The sequence below is a fragment of the Rugamonas fusca genome (genome assembly GCF_014042365.1).
GTDB lineage: Bacteria > Pseudomonadota > Gammaproteobacteria > Burkholderiales > Burkholderiaceae_D > Rugamonas > Rugamonas fusca.
Genome location: NZ_JACEZS010000031.1, coordinates 25,138 through 41,625 on the forward strand (window position 1 = coordinate 25,138; position 16,488 = coordinate 41,625).

Here is a 16,488-nt window from a genome sequence, read left to right on the forward strand (position 1 = left end):
TAAGGTAATCATCGGGGGCGCCACCCTGCACGGGGCGGCGTCCTGATACGTTGTTGGGTGGGGCAGGGGCGCGACAGGCCCGCCGGCGCGGCAATCAGCGCGCGCGGCGCGGGGATGACATCTCCCCAATTTTGTTCGCATGATACCAGCTTGCGCGCCCGAACTGCAGGGGCGGCGATCAAATCCGGCTTGCCATTGCCGTCGCATGTGCCTAGAATACTGTTTAAATATACAGTATTAGCCAGGTGCGCCATGTCTGACGGGGAAGAACAGTTCGAGCAAACCATGCTGCCGCCCCGGCCGTTGCAGGCCACCAAGGGGCGCGGCGCCATCAGCAATCTACAGGGACGTTTCGAGCGCGATGCGCGCGAGGCGTTCGACGATGGCTGGGAGCATGAGGAAGAGCAGACCCGTGGCTGGAAGACGCAGGTGACGCATGAGCAGGCCCGCAGCATCCTGAGCCGCAACGCCTCTCCCGATATTCCGTTCAACGTGTCGCTCAATCCGTATCGGGGCTGCGAACATGGCTGTATCTATTGCTATGCGCGGCCCACGCACAGCTACCAGGGCCTGTCGCCGGGGCTGGATTTCGAGAGCAAGCTATTCGCCAAGGTCAACGCGCCCGAGTTGTTGCGGCGCGAACTGGCCAAGGCTTCCTACGTACCCGAGTCGATCGCGCTGGGCGTCAACACGGATGCCTACCAGCCTTGCGAGCGCGAGCTGCGCATCACGCGCCGCGTGCTGGAAGTGCTGCAAGAGTGCGAACATCCGGTCGGCCTGATCACCAAGTCGGCCCTGATCGAACGCGATATCGACATCCTGGCCCCGATGGCGGCCCGGCAGCAGGCGGCCGTGGCCGTCACCATCACCACGCTGGACCCGGCCATCGCGCGCTCGCTGGAGCCGCGCGCGGCCGCGCCCGCGCGCCGGCTGCGCACCATCCGCACGCTGGCCGAGGCCGGCATCCCGGTGGGGGTGAGCATTTCGCCCATCATCCCGTTCATCACGGAACCGGAGATCGAGCGCTTGCTGGAAGCCGTGCGCGAGGCGGGCGCCTCGTCCGCCCATTACGTCGTGCTGCGCCTGCCGTGGGAAGTCAATCCCCTGTTCCAGCAATGGCTGCAGGCGCACTTTCCTGAGCGGGCCCAGCGCGTGATGAACCGGGTGCGGGAAATGCGCGGCGGCAAAGATTATGACGGCGATTTCTCCACGCGCATGAAAGGCGAGGGCGTGTGGGCGGAACTGATACGGCAGCGTTTCCAGATCGCCGCCGCACGCTTGGGCTTGTCCGGCCACAGCGGCCGTTTCCAGCAACTCGACGCGAGTCAGTTCCGTCGCCCGCTCGTGATTCCCCCGCTGGGTGCGCGGGCCAGGGGGGACGGCGCAGGGCAACTGGATCTGTTCGGCTGACGGTCCACGGAGCAGGGACACGCCATGAGCATCACGCTAGAACGGCTCCCATTCGTCCGTGCCGGATTTGGCGCGCGATGCTGGCGTGGCGCTGTCGCTGCCGGCCGCTGCTTGTTGTTGCGCGCGGGGTTTGGCCGACGACAAAGGGATGACGTCATGCCGTGTGGCCCTGGCGTCGCGCCCGATCGGGCCGGCCGGGGCGTGCGTGGTGGCGTTTGCGCGTGCGTCGCCAGCCAGGCCATGTTCGAGCTGGAAGGTGGCCACGGCCTGCACCAGTTCCTGGGCCTCGCTGCGCATGCTGGCGGCGGCGGCCGCCATCTGTTCCACCAGGGCCGCGTTCTGCTGGGTCGCCTCGTCCATCTGCGTGACCGCTTCCGTCACCTGGGATACGCCGGTGGCCTGCTCGCGGCTGGCCGCGCTGATCTCGGCGACGATCCCGGTCACGTGGGCGATGGCCTCGACCACCGCGTCCATCGTCCGGCCCGCCTTATCCACCAGCACCGCGCCATGTTCGACCCGCGCCACGCTGTCGCCGATGAGGGCCTTGATTTCCCGCGCCGCTTCCGCGCTGCGGCCGGCCAGCGCCCGCACTTCCGTCGCCACCACGGCGAAGCCCCGGCCCTGTTCGCCGGCGCGGGCCGCCTCCACGGCAGCGTTCAAGGCCAGGATGTTGGTCTGGAACGCGATGCCGTCAATCACGGCGATGATGTCGCTGATCTTGTGGCTGGCGTCGTCGATGTCCTTCATGGTCTGGATCACCTGGCCGACTACTTCGCCGCCCTCGCGCGCGACCGTGCTGGCGTTGACGGCCAGCTCGCTGGCCTGGCGGGCGCTGTCGGCGTTTTGCGCCACGGTGGAGGACAGTTGCTCCATCGACGCCGCCGTTTCTTCCAGCGCGCTGGCCTGGGCCTCGGTGCGGCCCGACAAGTCCATATTGCCCTGCGCGATCTCCGCGCTGGCCGTGGCCACGCTGTCGGAACTGTGGCGTACACTGCTGACCAGCTTGGCGAGGCTGTCGCGCATGGCGGCCATGGCCGCCAGCAGGCTGTGCTGGTCGCCGGGGCGCCGGTGTACCTCGACGGCCAGGTTGCCGGCCGCGATTTCACGGGCCACATTGGCCGCGTAGGCCGGTTCGCCACCCAGTTCGCGCGTCAGCGCGCGCGTGATGCGATAGGCGGCCAGTGCGCCCAGTATGGCGCCCAGCACGGTGGCCAGCAACATGGCCGTGCCGGCGCGGCTGACCGTGGACTGGGTGTCTGCCGCGCTGAGTCGCATGCTCTCGCGCTGGTAGTTCATCATCTCGTCCAGCGCCTTGAAGAAGGTGCTCTGCAAGGGCCGGACCTCGTTGAGCAGCGTGTCCCTGGCTTCGTCGTTACGGTTGTCCAGGCCCAGCGCAATGGCCTTGTCGAGTGTTTTCAGGTACGGCACGCGCGCATCGACCACGCGCTGCAACAGCAGCTTGCCCTGGTCGGGCGCACTGTCACCGCCAAGCTTGTGCAAGGTGGCGCCGATGGCGTCACGGGCGCCATTGATCCTGCTTACTTCCTCCTGCATGGCGTTGCGGTCCGACAGCAGCACGACATTGCGCACGGCGCGCGCCACCAGGTTGACGTTGTCCTGCACTTCATTGAGCTGGTCGTACTTGACCATGCGGTCATTGACCAGCAGGTGCATTTCGGTGCCGACATTGCCCAGCTGCGCGTGGCCGTAGCCGGCCACCGCCATACCCACCATGATGATCAGGCCAAAGCCCGCCGCCAGCCGCGTGGCCACGCTTCCGTTGCGAAAATCCATGCTCATTCCCCTTGCCGTAATGTGGTCTATCCGTTCGGCAACATGCCGTCAGGGAACATGATATGTACATTTTTTGACAACTGAAGGGAGGCTGTGGAACCGAATTGATATGGCGCAGTGTCGACGCAGGGTCTGGTAGCGCTGGCTGTTGGGCGGCCGCGACTGGCCGCCCGCTCAGAAGGGCTTGGCGTTCAGTTCGGCCAGGTGGCGTTCGATGGCGAACACATGCTGGTCGTGCTGGCCCAGTTCGCGCAAGGCGGCGGCCAGGTGGTTCAGGTAGTCGCTGTTGGGGCCGCTGGGGCCGGACGAGCGGGCGATGTGGCGCGCGATTTCCTGCTCGGAGGCCGCGCCGAGAAAGGCCGTGTTGTCTTCCGTGGCAATGTAGACCAAGCCGTCCTCGCTGCGGCCGTCGTCGAAGAGGATGGGGATGGCCAGGCGCAGGTAGCCGTTCTTCTCGCGGTGGTCGAGGTGGCCGAACACGTCGGGCGTGATCAGGTAAGCCATGCCGTGGCAGATGGCGCCCGCTTCGCGGATCAGGGTCACCACGCGGCCCGGCGCTTCCGGCGTGCCGCGATGGTCGTGCGAGCCTTGCCAGAAGCGGCGCGTCCAGTCCGTGATGCTGGCCGGACGGCGCTCCAGGTAGGGGAAGTCGGCCTTGTAGATCAGCGAGCCGTAGCCGAACAGCCAGACGCTGTGGCAGCCGTTGAACTTGTCCATCTTTTCGTTCACGGCGATGGTATTGGCAGTCATGGTGCGAAAGTGGTTCAGGTGACAAGCCGGCCGCGCCGGGCCGGCACCTGCGCATTATAGGCGGACGCTGCGTTTGTGTCAGGCAACGCGCGCGATGCGGCTCACGTTGCCAGCGTCACGGCGCCAGCGTGGGCATGGGCAAGGTGTCGGGCATGAGCAGATTGCCGTTATCGTCCGTCGCGCTGCGCAGGAACTCGGGCTGGGCGATGCCGATGTGGCGGAACACGCGGGCCAGGTGTTGTTCGTGCTCGTCCATCATCCGTTGTTGTTCCGCTTGTTCGGCCGGGCTGCAGCAGGAGGTGATCACCAAGAGCCGTTTGCCGTGCAGGGCTGTTTTGAGCTCGGCGGTGTCCAGCGCCTGCGCCAGGTGCAGGACACGGTCCAGCCAGGCCTTGAGGACGGACGGGATGGAAAAGTTATACAGCGGCGCGGCCAGCACGACCAGGTCGGCGTCGAGGAATTCGCGCAGCAGCGATTGGCTGAGGGTAGCTTCGGCGCGCACTTCGGCATTGCACGGGATCGCGTCGTCCCAGTGCTGGCGCAGCACTTGCAGCAGGGGGCCGCTGATGTGCGACAGGGGCGCGGCGGCCAGGTCGCGATACACGACCCGCGCCGTGCCGTCCGGACACTGCGCGGCGACGACCGCGGCCGTGGACTGGCGCGAGCCGGTGATGTCGCCCAGGGCGCAGGTATCGATATGGAGGATGTTCATTTGTTTGTTTTGTTCATCAGGCTTAAAGAGCGTCGGGCAGTATATCCTTGCGGCAATTATGTTGCCAATAGGTAAAAAGCATATACTTTGTTGCAATGTCGGCTTGCGCCGGCTGGCGCTGCCCGGCTGGCCGGGACGGCCGGCGCCCGTCAGTCCAGCGTGACGTTCCACTCGTGGCCGGCCACGAACTGGTGCAGGAAAGTGGCGAAGCTGTCGGCCGCCGGCGACAGGGCGCGCGCGCTCTTGGTGTAGACAAAAAAGCGCCGCGTCAGCTCCGGCTCGTACAGCTGGCGCATCTGCAGGCCGTACAGTTTGACCATCTGGGCCGCGTAGGGCAGGCAGACCGTGATGCCGAGGCGTGCCGCCACCATGGCCAGCGCCGTCGTCATGAACGTGACTTCGTTGTAGGGGCTGAGCGAAATGTCGCGGAACGAGGCATGCATGTCGCGCAACAGCCGTTCCGTGAACTGGCCCTGCAGCGAGATGAACGGATAGTCGGCCACGTCGGCCCACGTGACGCGCGCGCGCTGTTCGAGCGGGTGGCCGGGCGGGTAGACCAGCACGAACGGCATTTCCAGCAACTGCACCGCGTCGATCTCGGCGGTGGGATCGCGCTCGGGGCCGATGCCGAAATCGACTTCGCCGCTGAACACGCGGGCCGTCACCTGCTCCAGCGGGCAGTCCACCAGCCGCACCTGGATCGCCGGCTGGGTGGCCTGGTAGGCGGCGATCACTTCCGGCAGCAGCGTGCACGACATCATCTGCGGCGCCGCCACGCGCACCATGCCCTTCTTGAGCGCCTTGCGGTTGGCGATGTCGGCCATGGCGCCATCGAGATCCTGCAACATCTTGTCGAACAGCGGATACAGCTCGCGGCCCAGCTCCGACAACTGGGCCCGGCGCGTGGTGCGCTCGACCACCGTTACACCGAGCACCTGCTCCAGCTCCTTGATCTGGCCGCTCAGGGCAGACTGGGTCACGTGCAGGTATTCGGCGGCCAGCGTGAAGCTGCCGGTCTTGGCCACGGCCACCAGGGCGCGCATCTGTCGCAGGCTGGGATTCATAAGAAATTCTGATAAATAATGAAGAAAATACCGTTTGTATGATATCTGAATCTGGATTCTAATGCTCTCCATGAGGAATCAACCGGAGACACAGATGAAGATCAAGCAAATCCACCACGTGGCCTACCGCTGCATCGACGCCAAGCAGACCGTCGAATGGTATGTCAAACATCTCAACATGGACTTCGTGCTGGCCATCGCCGAGAACGAAGTGCCATCGACCAAGGCGCCGGACCCGTACATGCACGTGTTCCTGGACGCCGGTCACGGCAACGTGCTGGCCTTCTTCGAACTGCCGACCCAGGCGCCGATGGACCGCGACCGCAACACCCCGGCCTGGGTGCAGCACCTGGCGCTGGAAGTGGAGAGCATGGACGAACTGCTGGCCGCCAAGGAGCGCCTGGTGGCCGCCGGCATCGACGTGCTGGGCCCCGTCAACCACACCATCTTCAAGTCGATCTACTTCTTCGACCCCAACGGCCACCGGCTGGAACTGGCGGCCAACACGGGCACGCCGGAGATGTACAAGAAGCTTGATGACGTCAAATGGGAAATGCTGGAGGAGTGGTCGAAAACCCGCAAGGCCCCGCGCCACGCCGCCTGGATGCACGAAACGCCAGCGGAGGGCCAGCAATGAAGCTCGCCACCCTGAAGAACGGCAGCCGTGATGGCGCCCTGGTTATCGTCAGCCGTGACCTGTCGCGTTGCGTGACCGTGCCGCAGATCGCCGCCACCTTGCAATATGCGCTCGACAACTGGGACGCCATCGCACCGCGCCTGGAGCAGACCTACGCCGCGCTCAACACCGGCGCCGTCGCCGACGCCCAGCCGTTCGACCAGCTGCAATGCCATTCGCCGCTGCCGCGCGCCTACCAGTGGGCCGACGGCTCGGCCTACATCAACCACGTGGAACTGGTGCGCAAGGCCCGCAACGCGGAAGTGCCGGCCTCGTTCTATACCGATCCGCTGATGTACCAGGGCGGTTCGGACAGCTTCATCGGCCCGCACGATCCGATCTACGCGCTGACCGAAGACTGGGGCATCGACCTGGAAGCGGAAGTGGCCGTCATCACGGGTGACGTGCGCATGGGCGCCAGCGCGGAGGATGCGGCCAGGGCGATCCGCCTTGTCATGCTGGTCAACGACGTCTCGCTGCGCAACCTGATTCCGAACGAGCTGGCCAAGGGCTTCGGCTTCTTCCAGTCCAAGGCCGCCAGCGCGTTCTCGCCGGTGGCCGTCACGCCCGACGAACTGGGCGCGCACTGGGCCGACACCAAGCTGCACCTGCCGCTGCTGGTGGAACTGAACCACCGTCCGTTCGGTCGTCCCAATGCGGGCGAGGACATGACCTTCAACTTCGCCCAACTGGTGGCGCACGCCGCCGCCACGCGCGAACTGGCGGCCGGCACCATCATCGGCTCGGGCACGGTGTCCAACAAGCAGGGCAGCCTGCACGGTTCGAGCATAGCAAACGGCGGCGTGGGTTACTGCTGCCTGGCCGAAGTGCGCATGTACGAAACCATCGAGAGCGGCAAGCCGCAGACGGGCTTCCTGAAGTTTGGCGACAGCGTGCGCATTGAGATGCGCGACGCGCACGGCGCCAGCATCTTCGGCGCCATCGAGCAGACCGTCACCCACTACCGCGAACGCGGTTGATGGCGGCGCCGGGTGCCCAACCCGGCGCATGAACGCATAAAACATCAAGGAGACAGCATGGAAAATCCGATCGATATTCCGGCCCTCATCGACCGCAACAAGGTCGGCGGGTTCCAGCTTCGCGTATTGCTCTTGTGCGGCTTGTGCATCCTGATGGATGGCTTCGACGTGCAGGCCATGGGCTACGTGGCCCCGGCCATCATCCAGGAATGGCATGTGACCAAGGCCAGCCTGGGGCCGGTGTTCGGCGCCGGTTTGCTGGGCATGCTGGTCGGCTCGCTGGCGTTCAGCGTGCTGGCCGATAAGATTGGCCGCCGTCCCGTGCTGATCGGCGCCACGCTGTTCTTCTCCGTATGCATGCTGGCCACGCCGTGGGCTTCCTCACTGGAGCAGTTGCAGGTGCTGCGCTTCATCACGGGACTGGGCCTGGGCGCCATCATGCCCAACGTGATGGCGCTGGCTGGCGAATACAGCCCGGCACGCCGGCGCGTAACGCTGATGATGCTGGTGTCGTGCGGCTTCACCGTGGGCGCCGTGGTCGGCGGGCTGGTGTCGGCTGCGCTGATCCCGGCGTATGGCTGGCGCGCCGTGTTCTACGTCGGCGGTCTGGCGCCGCTGGTCATCGGCCTGCTGATGCTGCCGCTGCTGCCCGAATCCATGCAGTTCCTGGTGCTGCGCGGCGGGCGCACGGAACAGGTGGCGCAATGGCTGCGCGCCATCGATCCCACCGTGGTGGCCGGCGCCGGCAGCCGTTACCTGGTGCAGGAAGCGCCGCAGAAGGGCGGCTCCGTGCTGGCGCTGTTCCGAGCGGGCCGGGCCTGGACCACGACGCTGCTTTGGCTGGTCAACTTCCTCAATCTGCTGAACCTGTACTTCCTGTCCAACTGGCTGCCCACCATCATCAAGGATGCCGGGCTGTCAACCAGCATGGCCGTGCTGGCCGGGACCGTGCTGCCCATCGGCGGCACCATCGGCACGCTGGTCATGGGCCAGATGATCGACCGTTCCGGCTTCCGCCGCGTGCTCATTCCCAGCTTCCTGGTGGCGGCCGTGGCCATCGTGCTGATCGGCCGGCCGGAAGCGTCGCTGCTGTTCCTGTTCGCCAGCATCCTGGTGGCCGGTTTTTGCATCGTCGGCGGCCAGCCAGCCGTCAACGCGCTGGCCGGCAGCTACTACCCGACCACCTTGCGCGCCACCGGCATAGGCTGGAGCCTGGGCGTGGGCCGCATCGGCTCCATCGTCGGGCCGGTGCTGGGCGGTGAGCTGATCCGCATGAACTGGCCCAACAGCACCATCTTTGCTATCGCGGCCGTGCCGGCCCTGCTGTCGGCCATCATGTTGTGGCTGATGGAGCGCCCGCTCGCCGTGCAGGGGGCTGCGACCGAGGGCATGGCGGCCGCTGGTCACTAAACGCCAGTTTTTTTGAAAGAGACGAGCAATGAAGCTGTACACCTACTTCCGCAGTTCCGCCGCTTACCGCGTGCGGATTGCGTTGAACTTGAAAGGACTGGCTTACGAGGCCATTCCCGTTCATTTACTGCGGCATGGCGGCGAGCAGCTGGCGCCGGCATACCGCGACATCAACCCCAGCGCCCTGATCCCGGCGCTGGAGGACGACGGCGCCATCGTGCACCAGTCGCTGGCCATCATGGAATACCTGGACGAGCTGCATCCGGCCGTGCCGCTGCTGCCCGTGGGCGCGCTGGGCCGCGCCCGCGTGCGCGCGCTGGCGCTGACGGTGGCCTGCGACACCCACCCGCTCACCAACCTGCGCGTGCTCAAGTACCTGAAAGGGCCGCTGGGCTTGTCGGAGGAAGTGAAGACCCAGTGGTACAAGCACTGGCTGGGCGAGGGCATGGCCATGCTGGAAGCGCACCTGGCGAACGAGCCGCAGACGGGGCGCTTCTGCCATGGCGATACGCCCACGATGGCCGACTGCTGCCTGGCGCCGCAAGTGTTCAACGCCCAGCGCTTCGAGCTGGACCTGGCGCCATACCCGACCATCATGCGTATCCACGCCAACTGCATGGAACTGCCCGCGTTCGCGGCCGCCCATCCGTCGCAACAGCCCGACGCCGAGTGATGCCCGGCGCCGGCTGTCGCAGCGGGCGGTGTCAGAACCGGGTGCTGAGGGTGACGCTGGCATTGCGCGGCGCGCCCGGCTGGATCTGCACGTTGTTGATGGCCGACTCGTAGTAGCGCGCCTTGCCCACGTTGTTGAGCTTCACGCGCACGTCGTAGCGGGGCTGGTGCCAGGCCAGCATGGCATCCACGCGCGCGTAGCCGGGCAGGCGCACCGTGTTGTCCGACAGCGCGAACTGGCTGCTGCTCGCCAGCACGCCCAGGCCCGCGCTCCACGTGGCGTCGATGGCCTGATCCAGCCACAGGCTGGCGCGGTGGCGTGGCGTCATCTCGGCCCGGTTGCCGGCTGGGACGTCGTTCGACGCCACGATGCGCGCGTCGTTGTAGGTATAGGCCGCGTTCACGCGCGCGCCTTGCCACAGCGCCCCTTGCAGTTCCAGTTCCACACCTCGATTGCGCTGCTTGCCCACCTGGAGCTGGCGCAGGCCGGCCGGATCGTTCGGGTCCATGGTGAGCTGGTTGCGCTGTTCGATGCGGAATAACGCCACGGTGGCGTACAGCCGGCGCGCCAGCCAGTCACGCTTGTAGCCAACCTCCTGCAAGTCCGTCTGCAATGGGCGGACCTGGGCCAGCGGCGTGTTGCCCGTGTAGAGAAGGTCGCCGCCGCCGGGTTGGAGCGACCGGCTCACGTTCATGTACCACGACTGGTTGTCATCGGGCTGGAACACCAATCCCACCCGTGGCGAGGCCACGTTGTCGGTGCGCTCGCTGCGTTCGTTGTTCTTCAGCCGGTTGGTCTGCTGTTGCTGGAAGCGGTCGAAGCGCGTGCCCACCAGCGCCTTCCATTGCGTGCCCAAGTCGATCTGGTCCTGCAAGTACAGGGCCTGGGTGCGCGCGACGAAAGCGCTGTCCAGCGACACGGGAAAACTGGATAACTGCGGCATCGGCAGCCTTGGCTGCGGCGCGTACAGGTCGATGGGATAGGCGATACCCGTTTGTGCCGTGCGTATGTCGCGCCGCTGTTCGGACAATTCCAGCCCGGCCAGCACGGTCTGGCCATCGCCTGTGTACATCAATTCCGTCTGGTTGACCAGGTTGCGCTGCCATTGCGGGAAGTACGTGATCTGGCGCGACAGGGTGCCGTTGGCGTTGACGCGGCGGTTGCGGGTGTTGACGCCTTCCAGGCCGGTGCGGCTGTATTGCAGCGTGTTGTCCAGCGTGAGCTGGTCGTTGACGCGGTGTTCCAGCTTGGCTCTGGCCAGGTCGCTGTCGGTGCGGGTGTAGTCGTAAGCCTCACCGTAGTAGGTGGAAGGCGCCACGGCCAGTGGCCGGCCTTGCAGCGACGGCACGCCACGGTCTGGCGTGTGGTCCTCGCGCTGCACTTCCGCCTGCAACAGCAGTGATGTTTCCGGCGCCAGCGCGAACTGGATGGACGGCGCCAGCAGCTTGCGGGTGTGATGCACCACGTCGCGGTAGCTGTCACCGTTGTCGATGACGGCGATCACGCGGCCGTTGGCGCCGGCGCCGAGCGCGCCGCCGGCATCCACGCTCACGCGCCGTTCGCGGTCGGCGCCGAGGGTGGCCGTCAGCTCCGTGTCCTGGCTGGCGCGCGGCTTCTTGCTTACCCGGTTGATCACGCCGCCCGCCGAACCGCGTCCGTACAGGGCGGCGGCCGCGCCCTTGATCACTTCGATCTGGTCCACCGTGGCTAGGTCGCGGAAGTACAGGTTATCGTCGCGCAGGCCGTCGAGCAGGGTGTCGCGCAGCGCGTAGAAGCCACGGATGTAAAACTCGTCGCGCCGGCCTTCTCCCTGGCCGGCCACCACGCTGCTCACGTACTCGAGCGCGTCCTTGCTGGTGAGGGCGGCGCGGTTGCGCAGGCTGTCGCGGCTGACGACGGTGACCGCCTGCGGCGTGTCGAGCATGCTGCTGTAGGTCTTGGTAGCGCCGCCGCTGGAGGCGGCGCCGCCGCTGCCACTGATGGTCACTTGCGCCATGTCGGGCAGGTCGTCGGCGCGCGTGGCGCCGGACAGGAGGAACAGGCCGGCCAGCAGCAGCGGCAGGGTCTTGGGCTGGGGAGAGGTTGGGTGCATAAGGTCGTGAAGTCAGGGTGGATCAAATCGATGCGGCCGGCGCGCCGTTGACGACGGCCAGCGGGTGGTACAGCGGCAGGTAGCTGGCCTGGCGGTCGGCCTGGCGCAGGAAACGGGTCAGCAGGTTGCCCTTGGCCGGCAGCGGTTCGCCGGCCAGCAGGCCGTGGATGCGGCGGCTGGCGCTGGGATGCGGATAGCGCGCCAGGTAGTCCTGCAGCGTGTGGCGCAGCACGCTCCACAAGCCCAGGCCGAGTTGTGCGTCGCCGTTGGCGATGGTGGCGATCACTTCGCACAGGTTGTTGACGAACAGGCAGTAGCCGATGCGGGTCCAGGCCCGCTCGTCGCCGCAGCACAGTTCGGACAGCGTGGCCGCGTCCAGCGCCAGCGCGCGGGCCAGCGGTTGCGCCTGCGGGGCCAGCCGGGTCAGTTCCAGGTCGCGCAGGATGACGTGGGTCGGCGCGCCATCGGCGTCCAGGCCCACCAGCGTGTTTTGCATGTGCGGTTCGAACGCGATGCCGTGCTCGAACAGCAGGTACAGGATGGGATGGACGGCCGTCTCGGCGTAACGGGCGAACCATAGCCGCGCTGCCCGCTCGCGCGTGTAGCCGTGATATTGGGCATAGCGCTCGATCACGGCGGCCACGCGCGCGCGCCCGTACGTGCCGTTGCCGAACAGGGCGGCACAGACGACGGGGCGCACACCTTGCGCCAGCAAGTCCGCCATGCCTTCGCGCGCCAGCACGCCAAAGCCGTCGGCCAGCTCCTTGTCGGCGCCGTCCTCGCCGGGAAAGGCGACCGTGACGAAGGCACGTTCCTCCAGCACGTGGAAGCCGGGGAAGCGCTGGCGCATGCCGTCGCGCAGGCCACGGTACAGGCGGGTGCCTGTCAGCGCGCTGCGCAGTTCATGGCGCGCGTTGTTGCGGATGCAGTTGGTGATGCGCATATTGAGCGACAGCTTGAGGAAGTGGCGCGCATCCTCGGCCAGCAGGGTGCGGATCGAGGCTGTGGGATGGAACGGCAGGCCGCGTGGGCCCAGGTCGCGCACTTCGCCATGGCGCATGGCGCTGGCGATGCGCGGCTGGCGCCGCATCCAGCCCGCTTGCCAGGGATGCAGCGGCACGATGACGCCGCCCGGTTCCGCTGTCAGCGCGTGGCCCGTCAACCGGGCCAGCAAGGCCGTCGCCGCTTCGCCGTCCACGTTGTCGCAGACCAGCCAGGAACGCGGAATCTGGAAGTAATGCAGCGCCATGCTGGCCTTGTGCTCGGGCGAGTAATGGCGCTGCTCGGCCGGCGACCAGTCGGCCCGGCTCTTGGGGGCGGGGTGGAACGGGTGGCCCGTCAGCAGGCTTTGTTCGCTGTCGATGTAGGCGTGCAGCGCGTTGCGGTTGCCCGGCTGGCGCGGCGCGGTGGTTGCCGGCTGCTGGTCCAGCACATCCTGCATGGTGGCGATGCTGTCGCCGATCTGCTGCAGCAGTTCATCGTTGAACGGCGTGCCGGCGCGGCGCGACAGGTCCTCGATCAACAGGCGTGACAGGTCGCGCCAGTCCGCTTCGCGCCATCCATCGCGGCCCGAACGCAGGTAGACCGGCGTGGTGTAGTCGAAATTGGCGGTGGCCGAAACGTGCAGTACGCCCACGCGCAAGCGGCTGTCCACGCGCGGCAGGGTGATGTCGAGCACCTGCCCGTGGTGGCCGGCCAGTTGCGGCACGGCGCCGGCCAATTGATAGACGGGCAGCACGGCCAGCGTGTGTTCCTGCATCGCCACTTCGCGGGCGTAGCAGTTGATCAGCAGGCGGCAGTGCTGCAGTTCCGCGAAGCGCGGCGCTCGGCTGGCCGATGCTGATGGCATGGGCGGTTGCAAATGCGTGTGCGACAAGGGAGAGTTCATGACCGTTTCCATTTCAGTGAGATGAACAGCGAGGCAAGCAGGGCGCAGCCCAGCCACATGGGGGCTGCGTAGCCCAGTTCGGCGACCAGCAGGCTGGCCAACAGGCCGGCGGCCACACCGCCCCATTTGTTGGCCGCTTCGAGCTGGCCGAAATGGCGTCCGGCCCGGTCGTTGCGGACCGTGGCGGCGGCCAGGGCATTGATGGCCAGGCAGGCGCCGGTCATGCCGGCGCCCATCAACAGGCGTCCCGTCACCAGCCACGCCAGGCCATCGGCCAGCAGTTGCAGCAGCAGGCCGGCGCAGGTGAGGGCGGTGTAGCCGGCCAGGCTGGCGGCCGCGTTGGCGAAGTGCAGGCGGCGCCCCAGCGGCCAGGCCAGCAGCAGGAACACGGCGTGCGGCAGGCCGAATAGCATGCCGGCCGTGGCGGCGCCCAGGTGCAGGCGCTCTGCCAGGTCGGTGACGAAGTAGGGATAGCTCAGCGCGGTGCCGATCGTGAACAGCGCCTGCAGCCAGTACAGCGTGGTGGCGCTGATGCCGGCCGCGCTGTGTGGCGCCACAGCACCTGTTCGGGCGCCATCGGCGGCAAGCGCGTTGCTGTGCGCCTGCGCGGCGCTCGCGCGAGCTGCCTGCTCGGGCAGCAGCCACAGTACGGCACATGCGGCGCCGGGCAGCAGCGCCAAATAGAGGAACAGGTGCAGCAGGTCGACATGGCCTTCGAGCAGGCCGACCAGCGCCGGCCCGGCGAACAAGGCGGTCCGCGCCGATGCCTGCATCACTCCCAGCACGGCGGCCAGGCGCGAGGCCGGCAGCAGGTCGGCCAGGTAGGCGTTGGAGGCGGAAAAGGTGCCGCCCAACAGCCCCTGCACCGTCAGGCCGAGCGCGAATTCCAGCGGCGTGCGGGCCAGGCCGGTGACGATGAAGCCCAGGCACAGGCCCGCGTGGGCACGCATGAGCAGGGCGCGCCGGCCGATGCGGTCGGCCAGCCAGCCCCACACCGGGCTGGCGATGGCCGCGGCCAGCGTGGGCAGCGTGAAGTACCAGCCGGCCAGCACCAGCGACGGCGCCTGCCGCGCGAAGCTGGCCTGCAGGATGTGGGCATAGAACGGCGGCATGCACAGGGCGGCGAAGGCGGCGCTGAAGTGGCCGCCCACGGTGGCCAGCACGGGCCGGGTGAACATGGGGGCTGGCCGCATGGTCATCGTGGTCATGGCGCCGCTCCGGCCAGTGCGTCGAACAGGGGATTGCGCACGGTGCGCAGGCGCTGCGTGCTGCCGCCCAGCAGGCGGCGCGTGGCCAGGCATTCGATGCGCAGCGTGGGGCCGAGCAGGTCGAACTGGCGCTGGCGTTCCGCCATGGCCGGGAATTGCTCCTGGTAGTCGAGCACGGCGCAGGCGGCCGCGTGCCAGAAGCGCACTTCGGCATATCCGTGCTGGCGCTCCAGCCGCCACGCCAACTCGCCCAGGTTGATGAAGAACATGACCTCCAGCAGATAGCCGCGCGCTTCCGTCTCCGCGTTGAATACGAATCCGGCGCTGGCGTTAAGCGCGTCGCGATACGCGGGGGCCGCGCGCAACCCGGCCTGTTGCGCGGCCGCGCCGGCGGCGGGCAGGTAGTGCAGGCCGCCCGGCAGGTCGCGCACGGCGATCCGGCAGGGCAGGCCGTCGCGCAGGATCAGCAGCGTGTTCTGCGCATGGCATTCGAGCAGCACGCCGTGCGCCATCATCAGGTGCAGCAGGGGCGGGACCATGGCGGCCAGCAGGGCGTGAACCCAGCGTTCGGTGCCATGCTGCGCGAGCCAGGGGGCGATGGTCAGGCCGCCTTCGGGCGCGCGCGTGGTCAGGGCTGTCATGGGGAACAGTTGTTCGCCCGGCGCCAGCAGCGACCCCGGCGCCGTGCGCCAGATGGCGCCCAGCATGCCGTAGGCGCCGGGCAGCTGGCGCCCATGTGCGACCGTGATGCCGGCCGGTTCGGTCAGCAGCGCAAGCCGGGGGCCATCGGCCAAATAGGGATCGTCGCGGCAGATGCCCGCCAGCCAGCGCGAGATGCGGGGCGCGTTGTGCACGTGGTGGTCGGACAGGATGCGGTCGGCCGAGCTGTTGGCGATGGCCAGCGGCAGCTTGATGTCGCAGCGCTGCCCGCCATCGAGGCTGCTGAGCGAGCGTATCGATTGCTGCGCCAGCCATTGGCCTTGTCCCTGGCCCAGGTACAGCAGCGTGCCGTCGGCCAGCCAGTCCGCATAGTGCTGGCGCACGCGGTGTTCCCACTGCCACGGGTGGACGGGCAGCAGCCGATAGTTGTCCGGCGCATGCCCTTGCTGCGCCACGCGCTCCTGTAGCCAGTGGTATTCGGCCTCGCCCAGCTGGCTGGCCAGGAACTGTTCGTAGTCGATGCCGGGCAGGGTGTGGGTTTCGCTGGCGTGGCGCGCGATGGCCAGCCACACCAGCGTGAACGGCCGCGCGAACTCCGGGCCGTAGCGCAGGTGATCGTCCAGCGAGAAGCCCATGCGCGAGCGGAAGCAGGGATGGTACAGGTGGCCGTCGCCCAGTTGCGCTTCCTGCCACGGATAGGGCGCCTCCAGTGTGGCTTGGGGCGGGGCCGTCATTGACCACGCATGGTTGAGCGCTGTGTGGCGCAGTTCGGCCACGAACTGGTGCGTGGCCGCTGTCGGCGGACCGAGGTGGCGCAGCAGGTCGCTGGCGACGGTAGCGATGTCCGGCTCCACGGAAGGCTGGTCCTCAGCGTGCACGGGACCGCACAGGCGCAGGCGCTCAAAGCCGCTATGGCCGGCGATGGCGATGGTGTAGCCGCGCGGTTGGCCATCCTCGCTTAGTCCCTCCAGCCGCAGCAGGGCGGGCTGGCCGCGCCGCTGTGTGATGGCGCCTGTCAGGCAGCCTTCGTTCCAGAATGCTTCGATGAACTGGCGCAGTGTGCGTTGGCGCGCCGATGGGTAGTACGGCAGGAAGGTAAGTGGATGGGGCATGGGGGCGACTCTTTCCTAAGAAGAAAGATTATTTGATTGATATGTCACCACCTTAATGC

At 67.2% G+C, this 16,488-nt stretch carries 13 protein-coding genes; 5 read left to right on the forward strand and 8 right to left on the reverse strand.

All coding sequences use genetic code 11. The features are described 5' to 3' along the window. Positions 1 to 252: 252 nt before the first annotated feature. Entirely contained in the window at positions 253 to 1,410 is a 1,158-nt protein-coding gene (locus tag H3H36_RS24010) for a PA0069 family radical SAM protein (RefSeq protein WP_229220079.1), read from the forward strand. Positions 1,411 to 1,446: 36 nt separating this feature from the next. Here H3H36_RS24010 and H3H36_RS27595 read toward each other — a convergent pair whose 3' ends face one another. The 4 genes from H3H36_RS27595 to H3H36_RS24030 all read right to left on the reverse strand — a co-directional run bounded on the left by H3H36_RS27595 (position 1,447) and on the right by H3H36_RS24030 (position 5,730). Continuing rightward, the gene (locus tag H3H36_RS27595; protein ID WP_311196686.1) at positions 1,447 to 3,204 is read right to left on the reverse strand and encodes a methyl-accepting chemotaxis protein; all 1,758 of its coding nucleotides are present in this window, start codon (positions 3,202 to 3,204) and stop codon (positions 1,447 to 1,449) included. A gap of 174 nt (positions 3,205 to 3,378) precedes the next feature. Continuing rightward, on the reverse strand, positions 3,379 to 3,954 hold the full coding sequence (locus H3H36_RS24020) for a gamma-glutamylcyclotransferase (protein ID WP_182220583.1): 576 nt from the start codon (positions 3,952 to 3,954) through the stop codon (positions 3,379 to 3,381). Positions 3,955 to 4,069: 115 nt separating this feature from the next. Beyond that, positions 4,070 to 4,666: an NAD(P)H-dependent oxidoreductase gene (locus H3H36_RS24025; RefSeq protein WP_182220584.1), complete on the reverse strand. Its 597-nt coding sequence runs from the start codon at positions 4,664 to 4,666 to the stop codon at positions 4,070 to 4,072. Positions 4,667 to 4,815: 149 nt separating this feature from the next. Next, complete coding sequence (locus H3H36_RS24030; RefSeq protein WP_182220585.1) at positions 4,816 to 5,730, reverse strand: LysR family transcriptional regulator; 915 nt, start codon at positions 5,728 to 5,730, stop codon at positions 4,816 to 4,818. Between the two features lie 94 nt (positions 5,731 to 5,824). Between H3H36_RS24030 and H3H36_RS24035 the strand changes: the two genes are divergently transcribed. The 4 genes from H3H36_RS24035 to maiA are packed head-to-tail and all read left to right on the forward strand — an operon-like array spanning position 5,825 to position 9,469. Beyond that, positions 5,825 to 6,367 carry a VOC family protein gene (locus tag H3H36_RS24035; RefSeq protein WP_182220586.1) on the forward strand — a complete coding sequence of 181 codons (543 nt, stop codon included), beginning with the start codon at positions 5,825 to 5,827 and terminating at the stop codon, positions 6,365 to 6,367. Beyond that, positions 6,364 to 7,386: a fumarylacetoacetate hydrolase family protein gene (locus H3H36_RS24040; RefSeq protein WP_182220587.1), complete on the forward strand. Its 1,023-nt coding sequence runs from the start codon at positions 6,364 to 6,366 to the stop codon at positions 7,384 to 7,386. The genes H3H36_RS24035 and H3H36_RS24040 overlap by 4 nt, the downstream gene beginning before the upstream one ends. A gap of 57 nt (positions 7,387 to 7,443) precedes the next feature. Continuing rightward, positions 7,444 to 8,796 carry an MFS transporter gene (locus H3H36_RS24045; RefSeq protein WP_182220588.1) on the forward strand — a complete coding sequence of 451 codons (1,353 nt, stop codon included), beginning with the start codon at positions 7,444 to 7,446 and terminating at the stop codon, positions 8,794 to 8,796. 28 nt (positions 8,797 to 8,824) lie between these two features. Then, positions 8,825 to 9,469 (forward strand): maleylacetoacetate isomerase, encoded by a 645-nt coding sequence (maiA, locus tag H3H36_RS24050; protein WP_182220589.1) that lies wholly within the window; start codon positions 8,825 to 8,827, stop codon positions 9,467 to 9,469. Between the two features lie 31 nt (positions 9,470 to 9,500). Here the strand turns inward: maiA and H3H36_RS24055 are convergent, their stop codons facing one another. From H3H36_RS24055 to H3H36_RS24070, 4 genes are read right to left on the reverse strand one after another with little or no spacing between them, the layout of a single operon-like run. Continuing rightward, positions 9,501 to 11,561 (reverse strand): TonB-dependent receptor, encoded by a 2,061-nt coding sequence (locus H3H36_RS24055; RefSeq protein WP_182220590.1) that lies wholly within the window; start codon positions 11,559 to 11,561, stop codon positions 9,501 to 9,503. 22 nt (positions 11,562 to 11,583) lie between these two features. Further along, a complete protein-coding gene (locus H3H36_RS24060) occupies positions 11,584 to 13,449 on the reverse strand; it encodes an IucA/IucC family protein (protein WP_182220591.1) in 1,866 nt (621 codons plus the stop codon). After that, positions 13,446 to 14,657: an MFS transporter gene (locus H3H36_RS24065; RefSeq protein WP_229220080.1), complete on the reverse strand. Its 1,212-nt coding sequence runs from the start codon at positions 14,655 to 14,657 to the stop codon at positions 13,446 to 13,448. The genes H3H36_RS24060 and H3H36_RS24065 overlap by 4 nt, the downstream gene beginning before the upstream one ends. After that, positions 14,654 to 16,429 carry an IucA/IucC family protein gene (locus H3H36_RS24070; RefSeq protein WP_182220592.1) on the reverse strand — a complete coding sequence of 592 codons (1,776 nt, stop codon included), beginning with the start codon at positions 16,427 to 16,429 and terminating at the stop codon, positions 14,654 to 14,656. The genes H3H36_RS24065 and H3H36_RS24070 overlap by 4 nt, the downstream gene beginning before the upstream one ends. Positions 16,430 to 16,488 lie beyond the last annotated feature (59 nt).